The 15,835-nt window shown below is 68.8% G+C and carries 12 protein-coding genes; 5 read left to right on the top strand and 7 right to left on the bottom strand.

Features of this window, described 5'->3' with window-relative positions; translation table 11 throughout:
* Nucleotides 1–61 precede the first annotated feature (61 nt).
* Entirely contained in the window at nt 62–1,021 is a 960-nt protein-coding gene (locus tag KEG57_RS15740; RefSeq protein ID WP_272418828.1) for an oxygenase MpaB family protein, read from the top strand.
* A 3-nt stretch (nt 1,022–1,024) separates the two neighbouring features.
* On the opposite strand, the gene KEG57_RS15735 is transcribed toward KEG57_RS15740, so the two are convergent.
* The 5 genes from KEG57_RS15735 to KEG57_RS15715 form a co-directional block, all read right to left on the bottom strand.
* A complete protein-coding gene (locus KEG57_RS15735) occupies nt 1,025–2,932 on the bottom strand; it encodes a hypothetical protein (RefSeq protein WP_272418830.1) in 1,908 nt (635 codons plus the stop codon).
* A 40-nt stretch (nt 2,933–2,972) separates the two neighbouring features.
* Nucleotides 2,973–4,730: a hypothetical protein gene (locus KEG57_RS15730; RefSeq protein WP_272418831.1), complete on the bottom strand. Its 1,758-nt coding sequence runs from the start codon at nt 4,728–4,730 to the stop codon at nt 2,973–2,975.
* 99 nt (nt 4,731–4,829) lie between these two features.
* Nucleotides 4,830–5,588: an outer membrane lipoprotein-sorting protein gene (locus tag KEG57_RS15725; protein ID WP_272418832.1), complete on the bottom strand. Its 759-nt coding sequence runs from the start codon at nt 5,586–5,588 to the stop codon at nt 4,830–4,832.
* A gap of 17 nt (nt 5,589–5,605) precedes the next feature.
* The gene (locus KEG57_RS15720; RefSeq protein ID WP_272418833.1) at nt 5,606–8,470 is read right to left on the bottom strand and encodes an efflux RND transporter permease subunit; all 2,865 of its coding nucleotides are present in this window, start codon (nt 8,468–8,470) and stop codon (nt 5,606–5,608) included.
* A 152-nt stretch (nt 8,471–8,622) separates the two neighbouring features.
* Entirely contained in the window at nt 8,623–10,056 is a 1,434-nt protein-coding gene (locus KEG57_RS15715) for a serine/threonine-protein kinase (protein WP_272418834.1), read from the bottom strand.
* A gap of 91 nt (nt 10,057–10,147) precedes the next feature.
* Between KEG57_RS15715 and KEG57_RS15710 the strand changes: the two genes are divergently transcribed.
* Nucleotides 10,148–10,873, top strand: coding sequence for a hypothetical protein (locus tag KEG57_RS15710; protein WP_272418836.1), 726 nt, complete (start codon nt 10,148–10,150; stop codon nt 10,871–10,873).
* Nucleotides 10,874–10,879: 6 nt separating this feature from the next.
* Here KEG57_RS15710 and KEG57_RS15705 read toward each other — a convergent pair whose 3' ends face one another.
* Nucleotides 10,880–12,661 carry a hypothetical protein gene (locus tag KEG57_RS15705; RefSeq protein ID WP_272418838.1) on the bottom strand — a complete coding sequence of 594 codons (1,782 nt, stop codon included), beginning with the start codon at nt 12,659–12,661 and terminating at the stop codon, nt 10,880–10,882.
* Nucleotides 12,662–12,993: 332 nt separating this feature from the next.
* Here KEG57_RS15705 and KEG57_RS15700 point away from each other — a divergent pair, with 332 nt between their 5' ends.
* Entirely contained in the window at nt 12,994–13,692 is a 699-nt protein-coding gene (locus tag KEG57_RS15700) for a hypothetical protein (RefSeq protein ID WP_272418839.1), read from the top strand.
* A 106-nt stretch (nt 13,693–13,798) separates the two neighbouring features.
* Nucleotides 13,799–14,020, top strand: coding sequence for a four helix bundle protein (locus KEG57_RS15695; protein ID WP_272418841.1), 222 nt, complete (start codon nt 13,799–13,801; stop codon nt 14,018–14,020).
* 72 nt (nt 14,021–14,092) lie between these two features.
* On the opposite strand, the gene KEG57_RS15690 is transcribed toward KEG57_RS15695, so the two are convergent.
* Nucleotides 14,093–14,296 (bottom strand): hypothetical protein, encoded by a 204-nt coding sequence (locus KEG57_RS15690; protein WP_272418842.1) that lies wholly within the window; start codon nt 14,294–14,296, stop codon nt 14,093–14,095.
* Nucleotides 14,297–15,046: 750 nt separating this feature from the next.
* Between KEG57_RS15690 and KEG57_RS15685 the strand changes: the two genes are divergently transcribed.
* Entirely contained in the window at nt 15,047–15,826 is a 780-nt protein-coding gene (locus KEG57_RS15685) for a hypothetical protein (RefSeq protein ID WP_272418843.1), read from the top strand.
* Nucleotides 15,827–15,835 lie beyond the last annotated feature (9 nt).

Genomic DNA, 15,835 nt, shown 5'->3' with positions numbered 1-15,835 from the left:
TTCGGAAAAAACTAGCGGCCGCCCGCTTCCGGCCCCATCACAAGGGTGTGAGGGGGAACCCATGACGGTGACGAGGGCAGATCTCGAGCGTTGCCTCGACCTCGCGAAGAGCTCGGTCGTCGAGCCGCGCATGGGCCTCTTCGGCCCCGCGAGTCGGACATGGCATATCGCGCGCGAGGGCGTCGTCTTTCTCGCCGGCGGCGCGGCTGCGCTCCAGCAGCTCGCGCATCCGTTCGTCGCGTACGGCGTCGCCGAGCACTCGGTCACGCGCGAGGACACCTTCGGCCGCTTCCTGCGCACGTTCGAGAACGTCTACGCGATGATCTTCGGCCCGCTCGAGCGCGCCCTCCGCTCGGCGCGGGGGGTGCACACGATCCACGAGCGCGTGACCGGCGTGATCACGGAAGCCGCCGGCTCCTGGTCCGCCGGCACGCGTTACAAGGCGAACGACGAGCACGCGCTGCGCTGGGTCTTCACGACCTTGATCATCAACGCGGTGCGCGCCTACGAGCTCGTCATCGATCCGCTCGAGGAGCACGAGAAGGACGAGTATTACGCGGAGTCGCGGCGCTTCGGGCTCCTCTTCGGGCTCGAAGAGGAGGACCTGCCGGACTCGTACGCCGCGTTCGAGCGCTCCTTCGACGACACGATTCGCTCGGGATCGATCGTCGTCACCGCGCCCGCGCGCGAGCTTGCGGAGTACCTCCTCGCGCCGCCGCACCCCGCGCTCGGCCTCGCGTGGCGCTGGTACACGATGATGACCGCGTCGCTCTTGCCCGAGGCGCTACGCGAAGGATTCGGCCTGCCGTACGGACCTCGGGAGCACGCGCGCGTCGACGCCTCGATCCACGCGATCCGCCGCGCCTATCCTCGCATCCCCGCCCGACTCCGCCACGTCCCGGCCTACATCGCGGCCGAGCGTCGCCTCGCGTCCGGCGAAAACTACGTCCGCGAGCCAGACACCGGCCGCCCCTTCTTGCTCAAGCTTTTGTTGCGGATGAGCCGAGCCGCTGTCCTTTGACCGCTAACCGCGCGCCGGCCGCCTTCGCTCCTTGAACCAGGCGCGCACCTTTCGCATCCGCGAGAGCTGCTTCCACGGCGCCCGCATCTTGCACGTCGCCGCCTCGTCCGTGCCTTCCTTCGCGCCCCAGCGCACCTCGGGACAGTCGTTCGGGTTGTATCCGACCTCCAGCAGTTCGGCCCGTGAAACCACGTCCGCGAGCGAGAGCGAGAACGACGACCCATCACTCCGCACGTACGTAAAACGCCGTGTTTCGAGCTCCTGCGCGAGCGTCGCGTCGAGCTCCGTGCGCACCTCGGCGGCCGTCTTCCCTGGCGGCATCGCGTACCGCTCCGGCCTCCGCTCCACGCGCGCCGGCAGCGCGCGGGCCACGTCGATCGCCACGAGCAGCCGGAGATCGCGCGACGGCGTGGAAAAATCCTCCCACGGCCCCACCGTCTCGAAGATGCTCGCGCCGTCGGGCATCTCCACCGACTTGCCACCGCTTTGCCGGTATTTCCGCCCGTTCTCCACGGACACGACGCGCCCCTTCACCTGCTCTTCCAGCGCGTCGATCGTCTCGACCAGCGCGCGCTTCGGATCGAGCGGCAGCGGCGAGAGCACGTCGTCCACGCGATCGTAAAACCCCTCCACGCCGTGCTCGTACTGCTCCATCGCGTGGTCCCCGTGCTCCGCGTGCGCGGCGATCTCCTGGTTCGATAGCGGGCGCAGCACCCCGCGCTCGATCACGAGCGGCCGGAACCGCTTGAAGCCCGGGCTCCCGAGCGAAGGATCAAGCGCGAAGAGAAAGTTTCCGCGCCAGTACCGCCGCCGCGCCACCGTCCCATCCGGCTGCCCGTCCACCGCTAGCAGCATCCCCGCACGCTCGCTCGTCTGCGGCACTCGCTTCACCACGACGAGCACGTGCCCGTATGGATCCGCGTAGATCGTCCCCGGCCGGAGCGCTCGTTCGTCGAGACGAACCGGATAAAAATCCGTCTCGTCGTCGTCGCCCGCGGTCCTTCCCGTCCCCGAGTGCACCGTGTCCGCCAGCGTCGTCCGCACGAACTCCGCGAAGCCCGCCATCGCATCGGTGCGCACGTGCCGCGGCCATTCGAGGTTCGATCGCGGACGCTTGCAGAACGGCGCCCGCCCGCCGCCGCCCCGCGTGCATGACGAGTACGCGAACGGGAGCTGCATTTTGAACGCAAAGTAAGCCCGCAGCGCGTACGGCAGATCCGCGCAGTCCGGATCGAGCACCGGCGCGTCGGGCCCTGCGTCGTCCTCGCCGCGGCCGAGGTGATCGTGCAGCAAATTCCGCTTCGGATCGCGGAGCGCCTCGTGCAGCGCCGGGAACGTGAGCGGCTCGCCGAGCGGCGCATCGAAGAGCGCCTCGATCCACGCCGCATACAGGTTCTCCGTCGCCTTCCCCCACGCCGTGGAGATCGGCCACATCCCGCGCGCGGCGCGCGGCGGCTCGTCCGCGTCGTCGATCGTCACGTCCTTGCATGCGCGCGCCGCCTGCGCCTCCGCGAGCACCACGCGCAGCGTCCCTGCCGCGGGCGCGGGCACGGTCACGTTCCAGAAGTACGGCCCTGCGCCGCGCCGCTCGTCCGCGCGAACGACCGTTTTTCCGCTCCCGTCCTGCACGACGAGCGCCCCCGCGCTCGCTTCGTCTGCGACCGCGATGATCCGCAGCGGCGTCCCAGGGCGCGGCTTGCGCGGCGAGACGAAGAGCGCGAACGCGGGCGAATCCGCGCACGTTTCGATCACCGGCGGCGGATCGTTCGTCGGGACAACCGCTGCGGCGGAGGCTTTCGGCAGCGCCGTCACGGCGAGCCCGCGGGCTGCCGTGAGCGGCGAGGCGCGCCCATCGGGCTCACCACAACCGGTGAGCGCCGTGAGCACGACGAAGGCCCCAAGCCGCAGCATGGCCGACACTTACCGCGGCGGAAAGTCGGGAAGCAATAACCTAGAAGCTATATTTGGCCCGGGTGAACACGGTCGACCCGCCCGTCTCCGGGGAGCCGAACTTCGTGTAGGGCTTGCCGAGCTGGAGCAGGGCGCCGGCCGCGAGCTCCAGGCCATTGCCGAAGTTGTAATCGAGCTCCGGGAAGATGACCATCGAGAACCCTTCCGCGCTGAGCGGCGAGATCGTCCGACGCACGCGTTTCCCCTGCTCGTCGTCCCACGTCTCCTCGACGAGCGGCGTCGCGTCGAGGATCGTGAACAGCCGGAACATGCCCGCCTGGTTCGCGAACTTGAAATCGGCCCCGAGCACCACGTAATCGCCGAGCCGCGGCCGCAGGATCTCCCGCGAGCACGTCTCGCCGTTTTTCGAGAGCGCGCAGGCGAGCACGTTCGACCCGTCGAGCGTGCCGCTTTGCCGGACCACGTACCCTTCCTTGATCCAGTCGCCCGCGCCGTACTCGTCGACGAGCCCGTGCACCCACATCGCGTTCACGTACACGTGCTCACCGAACGTATAATCGAGGCCGAGCACCCATTTCAAGAACGGTGTGTCGTCCACCACGAGCGGCTCTCGCCCGCCGGGCCCGCCGGGCTGCCCGTCGCCGTCGTAATCGTATTCGCCGGCGGCCTGCGGGATCCCGAGCGCGAGCTCGTCGTTCGTCAGCCGGATCGACTGGCTCTGCGGCACCACGAGCGCGCCCTCGAAGCGATACCCGATGCCGTTGATCTCCTCCGAGATCCACGAGAACGGGTTCACCTCGCCCGTGGCGTTCAGCCCGTAGACGTGCATCCGCGGATACTCGAGCGTCACGTCGGTGAGCAAAAGCCCCTCGACGCAATCGTTCGCATCGGTCGGGTTACAGCGCCGCCCGAGCGCCTGCCGCGTGTGGTTGCTCCGCGGCTGCGGGAAATCGGTGCGGCCGTTGTAATACGAGAGCGCGATGTCGTGCTCCTTGATCGTGCCCGCGATCCGGTAGGCGACCTGCATGTTGTCGAACGTCGGATCGGGCATCACGGGCGTCACGTTGCCGATGATCGTCGGATGCCCGAACAACGTCTGCGCCGCGGCCTGCTCGGCGACCACGCGCTGCCGGAGCGAATCCGAGACGAACGGCAATCGATCGAGCTGCGCCACCGCGAGCGAGCCGGAGAGCGGCAGCATCGCGGGCTTGAAGATCGGCACGACCACGCCGGAGATCGACCAGTCCTCCGAGATCCAGTAATCGGCCTTCACCATGAAATTGGCGATCTGCCGGCCGAAGAGCAGCGGATCACGCAGATCGTCGGAGTTCAGATTGTTCGTCGGGTTGAACTGGTCGCCGACGCCCCAGGACACGACCTGCTGGCCGATGCGCAGATCGAGCCCCTTCACGAAGAGGCCCTCGGCCTCCATGTAGACCGCGCGCGCTTCGAGGCGGTACGGGTCGGCCTTCTCGATCCGCGAGAGATCGCCGACGGCCGTCATTCGCTCGGGATAACCGCTCCACACGAAATCGACTGCCGCGACGCCGTGGAACCGCCCGTAATCCGCCTCGAGCTTCAGGCCGAGCGTATTCCAGTTGCGCTCGACGCCTGCCGGCAGCTCCTGCCGTGAATACCAGTCGCCCACGCCCACGGGCTGCATGCGGAAGCGCAGATCGCTCTGGATGCGGCCGCTCCAATCGAGCTCGAGCTCGTCGGCCTGGGCGCTCGGCGCTATGCCGAGCAGGAGGGCGAGAGCGCAGGCGATCGCGCTGCCCCGACGAACGTGGCGGTACATGCTTCGTTTGACCTCGGGTCCTTGAAATGCGTCGCGCCGCCCATCCCGTGAAGGGAGGAGGCGGCGCGGGTATCTACTCTATCTCGGGCGGGGCGAAATCTACTTTTCGAGGCTGCGCTTCGAGAAGAGGTCGTCGCCCATCTCCTCGTTCACCTTCCACGCCTTGCGGATCATCTTCGTCCAGTGGCCGCCCTTCGTGTGGTCGACCATCTTCAGCTCCTGCGGGCTGCAAACATTACCCTGGCAGTCGTAGGTCGTGCGCGTCTCGGTCTTCACGTGGTTGCCGGCCGCGTTGAAGTACTTGATCTCCGTCGGCAGGTTCTTGTCCTTCGCGACCTTGAACTCGATCTTGCCGTGGGGGACCGTTTGCCCCGCCTTCGCGGTAGCCACGAGCTTCATCTCGGCGGCCGCGTCGGACGCGAGCTGGGCGTCGTAGAGCGGCGCGTAACTCTGATTCGCGAGGTCGTCCTGGCTGAAGGCGAGGCCCATGAAGCCCTGGTCGGTCACGTGGCTCGCGATGCGTCGGATCTTCCCGAACGCCGGCAGGTACACGTACATCTGCGTGGGCGAGAGGATGAGGACCTTGGTCCCCTTCATGTCGGCCGGAGCGGTGAACTCCGTGAGGCGCTTTTCGCCCTTGATCCAGACCTTGAGCGCGAGCTTCTTCTCGGGCTTGCCGGGCTCCTGGTTCACGACCTCGTACTCGTAGTACTGGGTCTTGGCGCGGTTCATCGCCTCGTCCATCCCCTTCAAGGCCTTGTCGCCCGGGGGATCGGCGCTCGCGTGGCCCGCCCAGAGCAGGGCGGCGGCGAGGAGGGGGGCAGAGGCAGGAAGCCAGCTACGGAAGATTCTGCTCATCTCGAACCTCATTACGTTCAGGGGCTCGTGCTCGTGTCGAGAACTGCGTCCGACGCCTCGGACGAGGGAACGGCGGAAGGTATTCTAGATCCATCGCCGTAGTAGCGCGTTTTGCGCGCGAAAAGGGGGATCACCAGCATGGTCGCGAGGGCCGCCGTGACCATCGCCGCCGCGGTCAGGCCCCCGACGTTCTGCAGCGGACGCGCGTCGCCGAGGGTCAGCACGAAGAAGCCCGCCGCGACCATCAAGGCGTTCACCCAGATCGCCGGGCCCGTCTGCCGCGCGGCCGCCGTGGCCGACTCCGTCAGTGGGGACTTTTCGGGGGCGCTCCACGCGACCATCAGGTGCACCGCATAGTCCACTCCGGCCCCGATGATCAAGCTCGCCAGCATCGACGTGCCGATGTCGAGCCGCACGCCGACGAGGCCCATCCCGCCGTAGATCACCGCCATCGTCAGCACGATCGGCAGGATGCCGAGCAGGCCGCTCCAGAACGACCGGAACAGCGCCGCCATGATGACGAGCACGCAGCCGAGCGCGAAAAACAGGCTCTTCCACTGGTTCGACTCGACGCTTCGCGACAGGCCCGCATGCATCACGGGCAGGCCCGTCACCGAGACCACGAGCTTCTGCGCCGCGTCTCCCGCGGCCGGCGGGAGCGCGACCGACGGGGCGTCGAGGTCCATCAGCGCCATCGCGATCGCCGTATGAAAACGCTCGCCCTTCGGCCCCTCGGGCGCCGTGATCTTCGCCGCGGCGACGAACTCCTTCGCCCGCGCCATCGCCTCGCTCCGGCGCCAGATTTCCTCGAGCGGACGATCGACCGTGTCGGCGAGGTCGGTCACGAGCGTATCGCTCGTGGGTTTGCCCATGGCCTGCGCGATCGCTTCCGTGAGCTTTTCCGCCTCCGGGTGCGGGCCGAGCGCGGTGAGCGCGCTCGCGACCTTGTCGATCGCCTCAGGGCCTTCGAGCTCCACGCTGCACTCCTCCGAGCCGAGGAACCGCGTGAGCGCCGCCTTCGTGGCCGGAGGCGCGTCGGGTGCCTTCCCCGATCCGAGGTGCTCGCCGAGCTTCGGCTCCTCGGGCACGGAAACCTCGAATTGCCGGCCGATGGCCGTGATGCGGCTCGTCACGAGCGCCCGCGCCCGCGCCGCGACCTCGTCCTTCCGCGGCCCCTTCGCCTCGGCCACCGCGTACGTGGCCGCGATCGCCGTGCTCGTGACCGCGCGGATCTGCTCGATCAGCGGCTCGGTCTCCGCGGCGAGGTTCGTGTCGAGCTTGACCTGCAAGAGCGCCCTTTGCCGATCGTCCGTGACGAGCTGCGTGACGGCCTTTTTCCCTTCGAGGAAGCCGTAGAGCAGCTTCACCTTGGCGGCCGTGTCCGGGACGCGCCGGTCGCCTTCCATCGCCTCGTTGAGCTGCGCGATCACGGCGCCCACGTGGTTCACCGAGCTCACGTGGGGCAAGAGCGCGATGCGATCGGCGAGGATCCGGAGCTCGCGCAGCACGACCGGGTCGGTCATGTCGCCCTCGACCTGGATCTGCACGAACGAAGAGCCGCCGAAATGGTCGCGCAGAAACGTCTCGGCCTGATCGGGCGGGCTGTTCTTCGAGAAGAACGCCGCGTTGTCCATGCGGCTGTCGACCTTGCTCACGAAGATGCCGCTCGCGATCGCCACGGCCGCGAGCGCCGCGCCGACGACCATGCGCTGCCGCTGCGGCAGCGTCGTGAGCCACACGTGGAACCGCGCGGGGCCCTGCGCTTCGGCCGGCTTTCCCTTGAGCCGCACGAGGTAAATCACCGCGGGCACGAAGGTGAGCGAGAGGATGAGCGTGATCAGGATGCCGAGCGCCGTGAAAATGCCGAACGTGCGCAGCGGTGCGATGTCCATCACGAGGAAGGACAGAAGGCCCACCACGGTCGTCAGGCCGCTGGCGATGACCGGCGGTCCCACCTCGCAGAGCGTCCGGACGATGGCCGTCGCCGGATCTTTTTGCTCGTGGGCGACGGGATAATAGCGGGCGAGAATGTGCACGGCATACGCGCTACCGAGGGCGAACAGAATGACCGGCAAAGAGCCGAGCACGACGTTCACCGACACGCCGAGCGCGCCCATGAGCCCGAGGGACATCACGATGCCGAGCCCTGTCGAGAGCAGCGCGAGGCCGGCGCCGATGAAGTCGCGGAACGAGAGCACCGTGATGAGCACGATGACGAGCACCGCCCACGGCGCGAGCTTCCGCATGTCCTCCTGCGTGACGTCGTAGATGTACGTCGAAATGAACGGCGCCCCGCCCCAGTATTTCGCCTCGCGCGGAAAAGCCTCCTCCACCGCGGTGCGGACCTTCTGCGCCACGACCTTCGGCTCCGCCCCGTAGCCCGCGAAGCAATAGAGGAGCGTGGCCTTTCCGTCCGCCGAGATCAGGTTGCCCACCACGTGATCCCGCGAAAGCACCTTCTCGCGCAGCGCCGCTTGCTCCTCGGGCGTCTCCGGGATCTTGGCGATCAGGTAATCGGTCGTGATGCCGCCCTTCTGCGGATCCGCCACGAAATCGTCCACGTTCGTGAGGGTCATCGCGTAGCCGATGCCGTCCGTCTCGTTCAGCCGCTTCGTCAGGTCGCGCAGGCGCGTCAGGAAGGCGGGAGAGAGCGCATCGTCCGTGCTGATTCCGACGAGCGCAACGTCGAGGCTGCCAAAGCGCTTGCTCACGTCGTAGAAGACGCCGACCTCCGGGTTTTCCCGAGGCAGGAACGAAAGCACGTCGTCGTCGCGATCGACCCGAGACGCAAAAAACAGGCTCGCGAGCGAGAGCAATACGACCGCGAGGACGATGGTCCACGCCGTCGCTCGACGAACGAGAAGATGTGCGAAGGCTTGCATTGAGAGGGACTTCCTGGCTTCGGGGCGGTCGCGGAGCAAACCCAAGCCAAAAGGGGATGTCAAGCGCGCAAAGCGCCCAGGACGTGCGCATCGCGTGCTCACACGTGGTTGATGCAATGCAGCGTTATCGCGCTGCTATCGCAATGCAAGTGTCAGCGAGATGCCGGTGCGGCCGAAGGGGAAGGCGGCGCAGGGGTCGCCGTGCGTTTCGCGGACCAAGCGATGCCCCCGAGCACGCCCACGAGCGCAAGGACGCCGATCGCGAGGATCACGAAGCCGATCCATCGTCGCTCGGGCGGCGCCGGCTGCGCGGGCGGATAGGGCATGGCGACCTGATTCGGCCCCGTCATGGCTTGCCAGCTCGGCGGCGGCGCCTGCGGATTCGGCGCGCCCCACGCCCCCATGTGCGCCTCGGGCAAACGCTGCAAGGGCGCCGTTCCCTGCGGGCTCGGCATGCCGAGCGGCGCTGTCTGGTGCGGTCCGCCAGGCCAGCCGCTCTTCGGAGGCTCGGGCTGCGAAGGCGGCCCGCCCTGCGGATACGAGGGCGGCGGCCCCGGCATCTCCTTCATCGGCGCCGGCGCGCCCGGCATGGGGTTTCCCGTGAACGCCGCGAGCGGGATCGTCTTCGTCACCTTGTGGCTCGCCGGCGGCGACGCCGACGGCGGCCCCGACATCCCCGGCCGATACACCATCGTCACCGCGAGCCCGCCCTCGTCCCCGTCGTCCAAGGACGCATGAGACGGCGCGTTTCGCATTCGCTCGGTGAGCGTCTCCAGACGCGCGACGATCTCCGCGGCCGAGGCGATCCGCGCCCGTTTGTCGCGGACGATGCACCCGGCGACGAGCTCGTCGAGGGCCGGATCGATCCCGGGCATGATGTCGCGGAGCCGCGGGATCGGGGCCGTGAGCACGGCGTGGATCAGATCCGGGCCGCGGCCCGCGAACGGCCGCTGACCCGCGAAGAGCTCGAAGATGAGCACGCCGTACGACCAGATGTCCGTGCGTGGATCGAGGTCGGGCGCGCCGGCGATCTGCTCGGGGCTCATGTACGCGGGCGATCCGAGCAGGCCTCCGGGCGCGGTGAGCATCTCGTCGGCGCCCATCGGCTTGCAGAGGCCGAAATCGAGCACCTTCACGAGGTCCTCCGACGCGCCCGCCTCGCGGTGCAGGAAGACGTTCGCGGGCTTGAGATCGCGATGGATGATCCCCTGCGCATGCGCGGCGGCGAGCGCGCGGCCGACGTCCCGCGCGATGGGCAAAGCGCGCGCGAGATCCATGCGGCCGTCGCGCTTCACGTAGCCATACAGCGTGTCGCCCGAGAGCAGTTGCATGACGAGGAAGGGATCTTCCTCCGCGGTTTGCCCGACGTCGTAGACCTCGACCACGTTCCGGTGCGCGATCTGCCCGGCCGCGCGGGCCTCGCGCAAGAGGCGGGCCCGGAGGTTGTCCGTCGCGTTCACGATGAGCTTCACCGCGACGTGGCGGGAGGTCATCTCGTGCACGGCCTCCCAGACGACGCCCATCGCGCCCTGGCCGAGCCTACGAGCGAGGCGGTACTTGCCGCCGACCAGGTCACCGGCCTTCATGCGAGGCAGGCATCGTACCACCGCGACGACGTCCTCCGTGAGGAATCCGTCTTCGCCACTTCGGGATCCACTCGTCGTACAGTAGGCGACCATGCCGTCCCTGATCCGCCGTGTGGGCCCTTCAGCCCTCCTCGTATCGTTCGTCCTTGCCGCCGGCTGCCGCGACGAGCCGTCTCCCACCCCGGAGGGCCGTGCGTCCCAGGTGCCCGCGAACGAAAAGCCCGCGCCTACGTCCGTGTCTTCGGCGCGTCCGAAGGCCACGGCGCCTCCGCGTCCCACGCTCGTCGCCCCGCCCCCCGCGAGCGCGAGCGCCGCGCCCGCGCCGAGCGCCTCCGCGGCCGTCGTCGAGCCCCCGGCCTTGCCGCCCGATCCGCCCCTCGACTGTGACGTGATTCTCACGCCCGAGGAGATCAAGGACGCGTGCGGGATTGTGGTCGAGGCCGATTCGAAGCAACCCACCGAGGACATCGGTCCCGAGCGCACCTGCAGCCGTCGTTGGAACAGCAAGGATGCGGGTACGCTGAGCCTGCTCGTCGTGCGCCACGGGAGCGACGCCGAGGCGAAGGAGCGCTACAAGGACATCGAGGGCGAGGTGAGCGGGATCGAGGCGATCTCGGGCCTCGGCGACATCGCGCGTCGCTACGTGAAGAAGGGCGCGGGCGGGCACCCGATCTTCAACGTCGAGGTCGTGAAGGGTCGCTTCGATGTGCAGGTCTTCAACCCGAAGATCACGCTCGGCGACACGACCGTCGGCCCGGTGTGTGATCACGCGGGGCTCGAGAAGCTGCTCGCCAAGGCGGTCACACGCCTGCCTTGAGCGAGATCAGCCGCCGGTGCTCCGGATCGGCTGAACGAGCCCGTCCGCGCCGATGCGGATCGCCTTGATGCCGCTCACCGCGTGGAGGAGCAGGAGGGCCGCATCTCCCCGCGGAAAGAGCCGCATCGCGTGCAGCCTTCCCGCGCCGTTCACGTCCTGGCTCGCCTCGTCGTAGATCACGATGTCGGGCGCGGTCATGATCGACGCGGGCGTGGCGATCCGCGCGCGCACGCCCGCGTCCGGTGTCCGCCACACGACGAGGAGACGCTCGCCGAAGGACGCCGCGAGCACGGGGCTCTCGTCGTTCGCGGGCGGCGCAGGGCGCGACATCGGATCTCGACCCCGGAAGAGCTCGTCGAGAGCGAGGACGATCGGCTTGCACATGTCCTTCGTGCACGACGCGCGCCGCACCTCGTGGGTCGCGGTATCGCCGACGCCGTTCCGCAAGACGAGCGTCGTCTGCGCCGCGCGGTCGTCGCACGTGACGAGCTCGGAGACCACGACCGCGCCCGCGGGACGCGGCAGCTCGTCGGCGCGCACGACCGGAGATCCGCCGCGGGCATCTCGCCGCGTCATCCACACGGTTCCGCCGTCCCGCGCGACGATCACGAGGCCGTTCGGCGCGCGGCACGCCGCGAGGTGCACGGTGTCGTGTGGGAGCGCGCCGGCATCCTCGATCGCGCCCGGCGCGCCCTTGGCGGCGCCGAGCCTGCGCAAAAGAAGGTGCGGTTTGCCCGCGCGCGGCTCGATCCACACGAGCGCGTCGCCGAGGACGAACACGCTGGAGAACCGCACGCGCGGCGGCGGATCGATCCGCACGCGATCGAGCCGCCGCGTGCCCTCGCTCCGATCGATCCAGAGCGCGCGCTCCTCGCCCCGCTTGCCGAGCTCCATCTCGACGACGCCCACGACCTCCTTCGCGGCCGAAAATCCGCCGATCACGTGGTACGGCTCGCCGAACACTTGCCCCGTGTCCGCCCGGTAAAACGTCGATCGGGCCGAGCTCCGATCCGCGACCAGCGCCGGCCCCTCATCGTCGGCCGCGGGCCAGAGGTGTGGCCGCGGCAAACGGGCGCGCGGCGCGAGCGGCGTGCACGAGGCCGCGCCGAGGCCTTCCGGAAACGCGCACGCCATGGGCGGCCCGCCTCGATCGCCGCGGAACACGAGACGCAAGGTTCGTCCGGGAACGGCATCCGCCGAGTGGTCCCCGAACGCGATGCGCTCGGCGAGGTTCGGCGCGTCGAGATCCGCCGGGGACGCGGGCGCGGGCGGCAGCGGCACCTCCATCGGCCCGCCGTCCGAATCGCAGAGGCTCCAGAGCGACGGGAGCGGGAGGTCCGAGCGGGTATACATGTCCCGCGCTTTTTCGATCACGCGCGTCGCGAGATCGGGCGGCGGCGCGAACGCGGGGCGTCCCCTGCGTCGCTCGGCATCCGCGAGCGCTTCGGCGTGCGCGGCGCATCGTCCCGGCCATCCCGGGCCTGTCGTCGAGAGTCGCTCCGGATCCGACAACGAAACGGCCGTGAGCAGGATCCTCCGCAGCCGCTCGTCCGGCGTCTCGCTTGCGGTGGGCGGCTCGCCGAAGAGGCAACGGAAGAGCGCGGCGCCCGAGCGTTTCGCGTCCCGGGCTGCCGTGAAGCGCGGCACGCCGTATCGGATTCCCGCGACGGCCGCGGCGAGGCCGAGCATGCCGAGCGTGGCGAGCACGAGCTTCCGCCGCCGGCTCGTCCCGCCCTCGGGTTTGGCTTTGGCTGGGGTGGCTTCGCCCTCGGGTTTGTCTTCGCTCACGGCACGCGGCCCGCCCGCGGCAGGGGGCCTTCCAGGGACGGAGAATAGCCGGGAAACTGGACGAGATGGGAGGTCTCGTGCGCCAACCGTGGTGGGGGCCGGCCCAAGGCCCGCCGTTTGCGCGGGGCCCGATGATTACAATGCCATCATTGTTGCTCACGCGTCGGCCATCATTGTTATGAGCAAGAGGGGCGGCTCGCTGACCACCATGACGTGAGCCGTCGAGAGCGCACCGCCGAGCCGTTTCGGGGTCCGGCTTGACGCCCGACGTTTTTTGGCACTAATGCTGGGGGGGCAGCTCCCCCAGAAATCTCCGCACCGAGAGGTCGCTCATGACCGACCCCCGCATGGATCCGTACGAGGCCGTTGCTTATGGCCGCTTCACCGCGGCGCAGATCAACACGCTCTTGCTCGGGCTCGATCTCGAGCTCGACGGGACGCTCCGGCTCGTGGCCAGCCGCGTGGCCACGACCACCGAAACGCTCGAAGCCGCGCTCCTCCGCGCGGGTGTCCCCGAGCTCTTCCTCCACCGCGCCCCCGAAGGCAGCCCCGATCCGGTGCAGGCCGCGCGCGAGACGCTGCGGAGCCTGGTCCACTATGCCGAGCCCCTCCGCGAGGGCTACATGATCACTTCGCGCCTTTTGCAAGGAGAATCGCTCAGCACGGCGGTGCGTCGGACGCCGATGAAGCTGCTCGCGCGGCTGGAGCACGTGCGCGAGGCGATCGACAAGATGAACGACATGCTGCCCGAGTACGCGTCCTGGTCAGCCCGCGTGGAGCAAGCACGCGCAGCGCTCGAAGCGTTCGACGGCGAGGTGCACGCGGGGAGGGCGGAGCGACGGTCGATGACAGCAGACGTCGCCGCGGCGTGGAACGGGTGGCAGCGGGCGTACGCGTCCGCGAAGCACGTGGTGCTCGGGGTGCTGGCAGGCGTCGACAAGGTGGGGCTGATCCGGGAGGTATTCGACGACCTCGCGGAGGAGAGTCCGTCGCGGCTTAGTCAGCTTCCGCCCGTGCCCGTGATGTATTGACGGGAGCGGAGGCGGAGGCGGAGGCGGAAGCGGAGGCGGAGGCGCACGCGGAGGCGCACGCGCACGCGCAAACGCACGCGCGGACGGGGAACGGGACGCAGAGGCCATGCATAGCGTCGCGCTGAACCTGGCGGAGGGAATGGGCAATCACGCCGGGACGAAGCGCCAGCGCTACGCCTCCGCCCTCGGCTCGGCCCGGGAGGTGCTGGCCTGCGTCCAGGTCGCCCAGGCCATGCGGTACATCGGCGCAGCCGATGCGCGGGCGCTCGATCGAATGGACCACGTCATCGCCACCCTGAGCCGCCTCGTCTACCGGCGCGCCTCGTAAGGCAAAGCCGCCCTCGCCCCTCTCCCGGGACGGGAGAGGGGTTGGGGGTGAGGGACTTTCAGCCGCGCAGGATCACGGCTCCCATTCCAACGCCCCTCGCTCCATTCCCGGCGGATCGTGGGTTCTCCCGCGACGAACCAACCGGCAAACTTTACGGCGGCGCCCGCCCTCCTCGGGCGCCTTTACCTCGAACACCGCGATTTCTTGCGCCGCCTTCTTCTCGGCCAGGCCATCCCTCCCCGCGACGTCGAGGACGTGGTGCAAGATCTTCATCACGGCTGGAAGATCGGCCCACGCATCCGGGCGGTGGTGGTGCCGTACCTGGAGGGCCGTTCGATTCGGGAGATGGCAATCGCTCGGGCTGAACACGAAGACCGTCCACGGCCGCCTGCACCTCGCCCGGGAGCACCTGAAGACGCACGCGCTCGCGTAACTCCGCGTGCGCGTGCGCGTGCGCCTCCGCGTGCGCCTCCGCGTGCGCGTGCGCCTCCGCTTCCGCTCCCGCTCCCGCTTCCGCTTCCGCTTCCGCTTCCGCTCCCGCTCATGACCCCGCCCCCTCGCCGCCTGTCAATGTTGGCGGTCGCGGCTCAGCACACCCCTAGAAGCAACAAATCTCACCAATTCTCCCCTCCGCGCCCCCCGCGACGCCTCCACATCCCAAAAAATCCGCCTCTCGACGCCCGCGAAGCCGTCCTCTTCGAAGCGATCTCCCCGATCGACCCCCGCGCCTCCGCCGTGCCGGTACGAAAGCTCCGATCGACCCTCGCGATGCCGCCGATGCGTGAACGAACGTCCCGATCGAGCCCCGCGAAGCCGCCGTTTTGTGTACGGAACCACGGATCGGACCCCGCGACGCCGCCGTTTCAGTTGCGGAACGCCATCGCGACCGTCGCGATCGTGCCTCCCTTTTTGCGGGACGCGTCCGCGGCACGTCCAGGCTGGACAAGTGTAGGCTGCGTCGCGTAAGGTCTCTCGCTTCTGTGCCCGGTCGGGGGGCTCGGGGGCATTTCGTGAGGGAGGTCGTTCGTGGCGAAGAAGTCCAAGGTGATCGACAATCGGGTTCAATCGAGCGCGCACGTCATCGGCGCGGCGAAGACACACGCGGAGCAGGTCGCCGAGAGGCTCGCGGCGCGCGCGGTCTCCGTGCAAGGGGCGAATACGAAGGCAACGAAGGAGGTTTTTCTCGTCCTCCTCGCATACTTGACGGATACCCTCGCCGCCTCGGCCGCTTCCCTCGACGAGGCAGAGCATCGTGTCCTCGCGGAGCGCGCCGACGATGTGGGCCTGCGCGAGCAGCGCGACGCGGCCGCGAGCGACCTCGTCCGCTCCGCCGTGCGTATCAAATCAATGGTGTCGGATGCGCTCGGCCCGGAGGGCCTCGGCTCCTATGGCCTCGAGGGAGATACGCCGCGCGCGCCCCGCGAGCTCGTGAGCCACGTGCAGAGCGTCTCCAAGCTGATGAAGAAGAAGCCATTCCTCGTCACCGTCGAGGGCGTCACCTTCGACAGCGCCGCCATTGCGCAGACGCTCGACAAGAAGGCCGAGACCCTCGACAAGGCGCTCGTCACCATGCAACGCGAGGAGCAGGAGCTCGCCGATGAGATCGGCCGCCGCGAGCAGCAAGTGCTCGCGTGGATCGAGGACCACCAGGGCATCGCCGATACCCTCGTCGGCCTCTTCCGCCTGGCCGGTCGAAAAGACCTCTCCGAGCGTGTACGCCCGACGAGCCGCGCGCTCACGGGCGAAGAGGTCACGCCACCCGTCGGCACGACGAGTGAAGACCCGGGCGGGCCGGTCCTCGGCTGATACGCCTCC

The organism is Polyangium jinanense, from assembly GCF_028435365.1.
This window is presented reverse-complemented; position numbering and strand designations above follow the sequence as displayed.

What these genes read in the sequence shown, in the direction of transcription:
- KEG57_RS15740 (WP_272418828.1), top strand. Translation starts at nt 62, where the DNA reads ATGACGGTGACGAGGGCAGATCTCGAGCGTTGCCTCGACCTCGCGAAG.
- KEG57_RS15710 (WP_272418836.1), top strand. Translation starts at nt 10,148, where the DNA reads ATGCCGTCCCTGATCCGCCGTGTGGGCCCTTCAGCCCTCCTCGTATCG.
- KEG57_RS15695 (WP_272418841.1), top strand. Translation starts at nt 13,799, where the DNA reads ATGCATAGCGTCGCGCTGAACCTGGCGGAGGGAATGGGCAATCACGCC.
- KEG57_RS15730 (WP_272418831.1), bottom strand. Translation starts at nt 4,730, where the DNA reads ATGTACCGCCACGTTCGTCGGGGCAGCGCGATCGCCTGCGCTCTCGCC.
- KEG57_RS15735 (WP_272418830.1), bottom strand. Translation starts at nt 2,932, where the DNA reads ATGCTGCGGCTTGGGGCCTTCGTCGTGCTCACGGCGCTCACCGGTTGT.
- KEG57_RS15715 (WP_272418834.1), bottom strand. Translation starts at nt 10,056, where the DNA reads ATGAAGGCCGGTGACCTGGTCGGCGGCAAGTACCGCCTCGCTCGTAGG.
- KEG57_RS15720 (WP_272418833.1), bottom strand. Translation starts at nt 8,470, where the DNA reads ATGCAAGCCTTCGCACATCTTCTCGTTCGTCGAGCGACGGCGTGGACC.
- KEG57_RS15725 (WP_272418832.1), bottom strand. Translation starts at nt 5,588, where the DNA reads ATGAGCAGAATCTTCCGTAGCTGGCTTCCTGCCTCTGCCCCCCTCCTC.
- KEG57_RS15700 (WP_272418839.1), top strand. Translation starts at nt 12,994, where the DNA reads ATGACCGACCCCCGCATGGATCCGTACGAGGCCGTTGCTTATGGCCGC.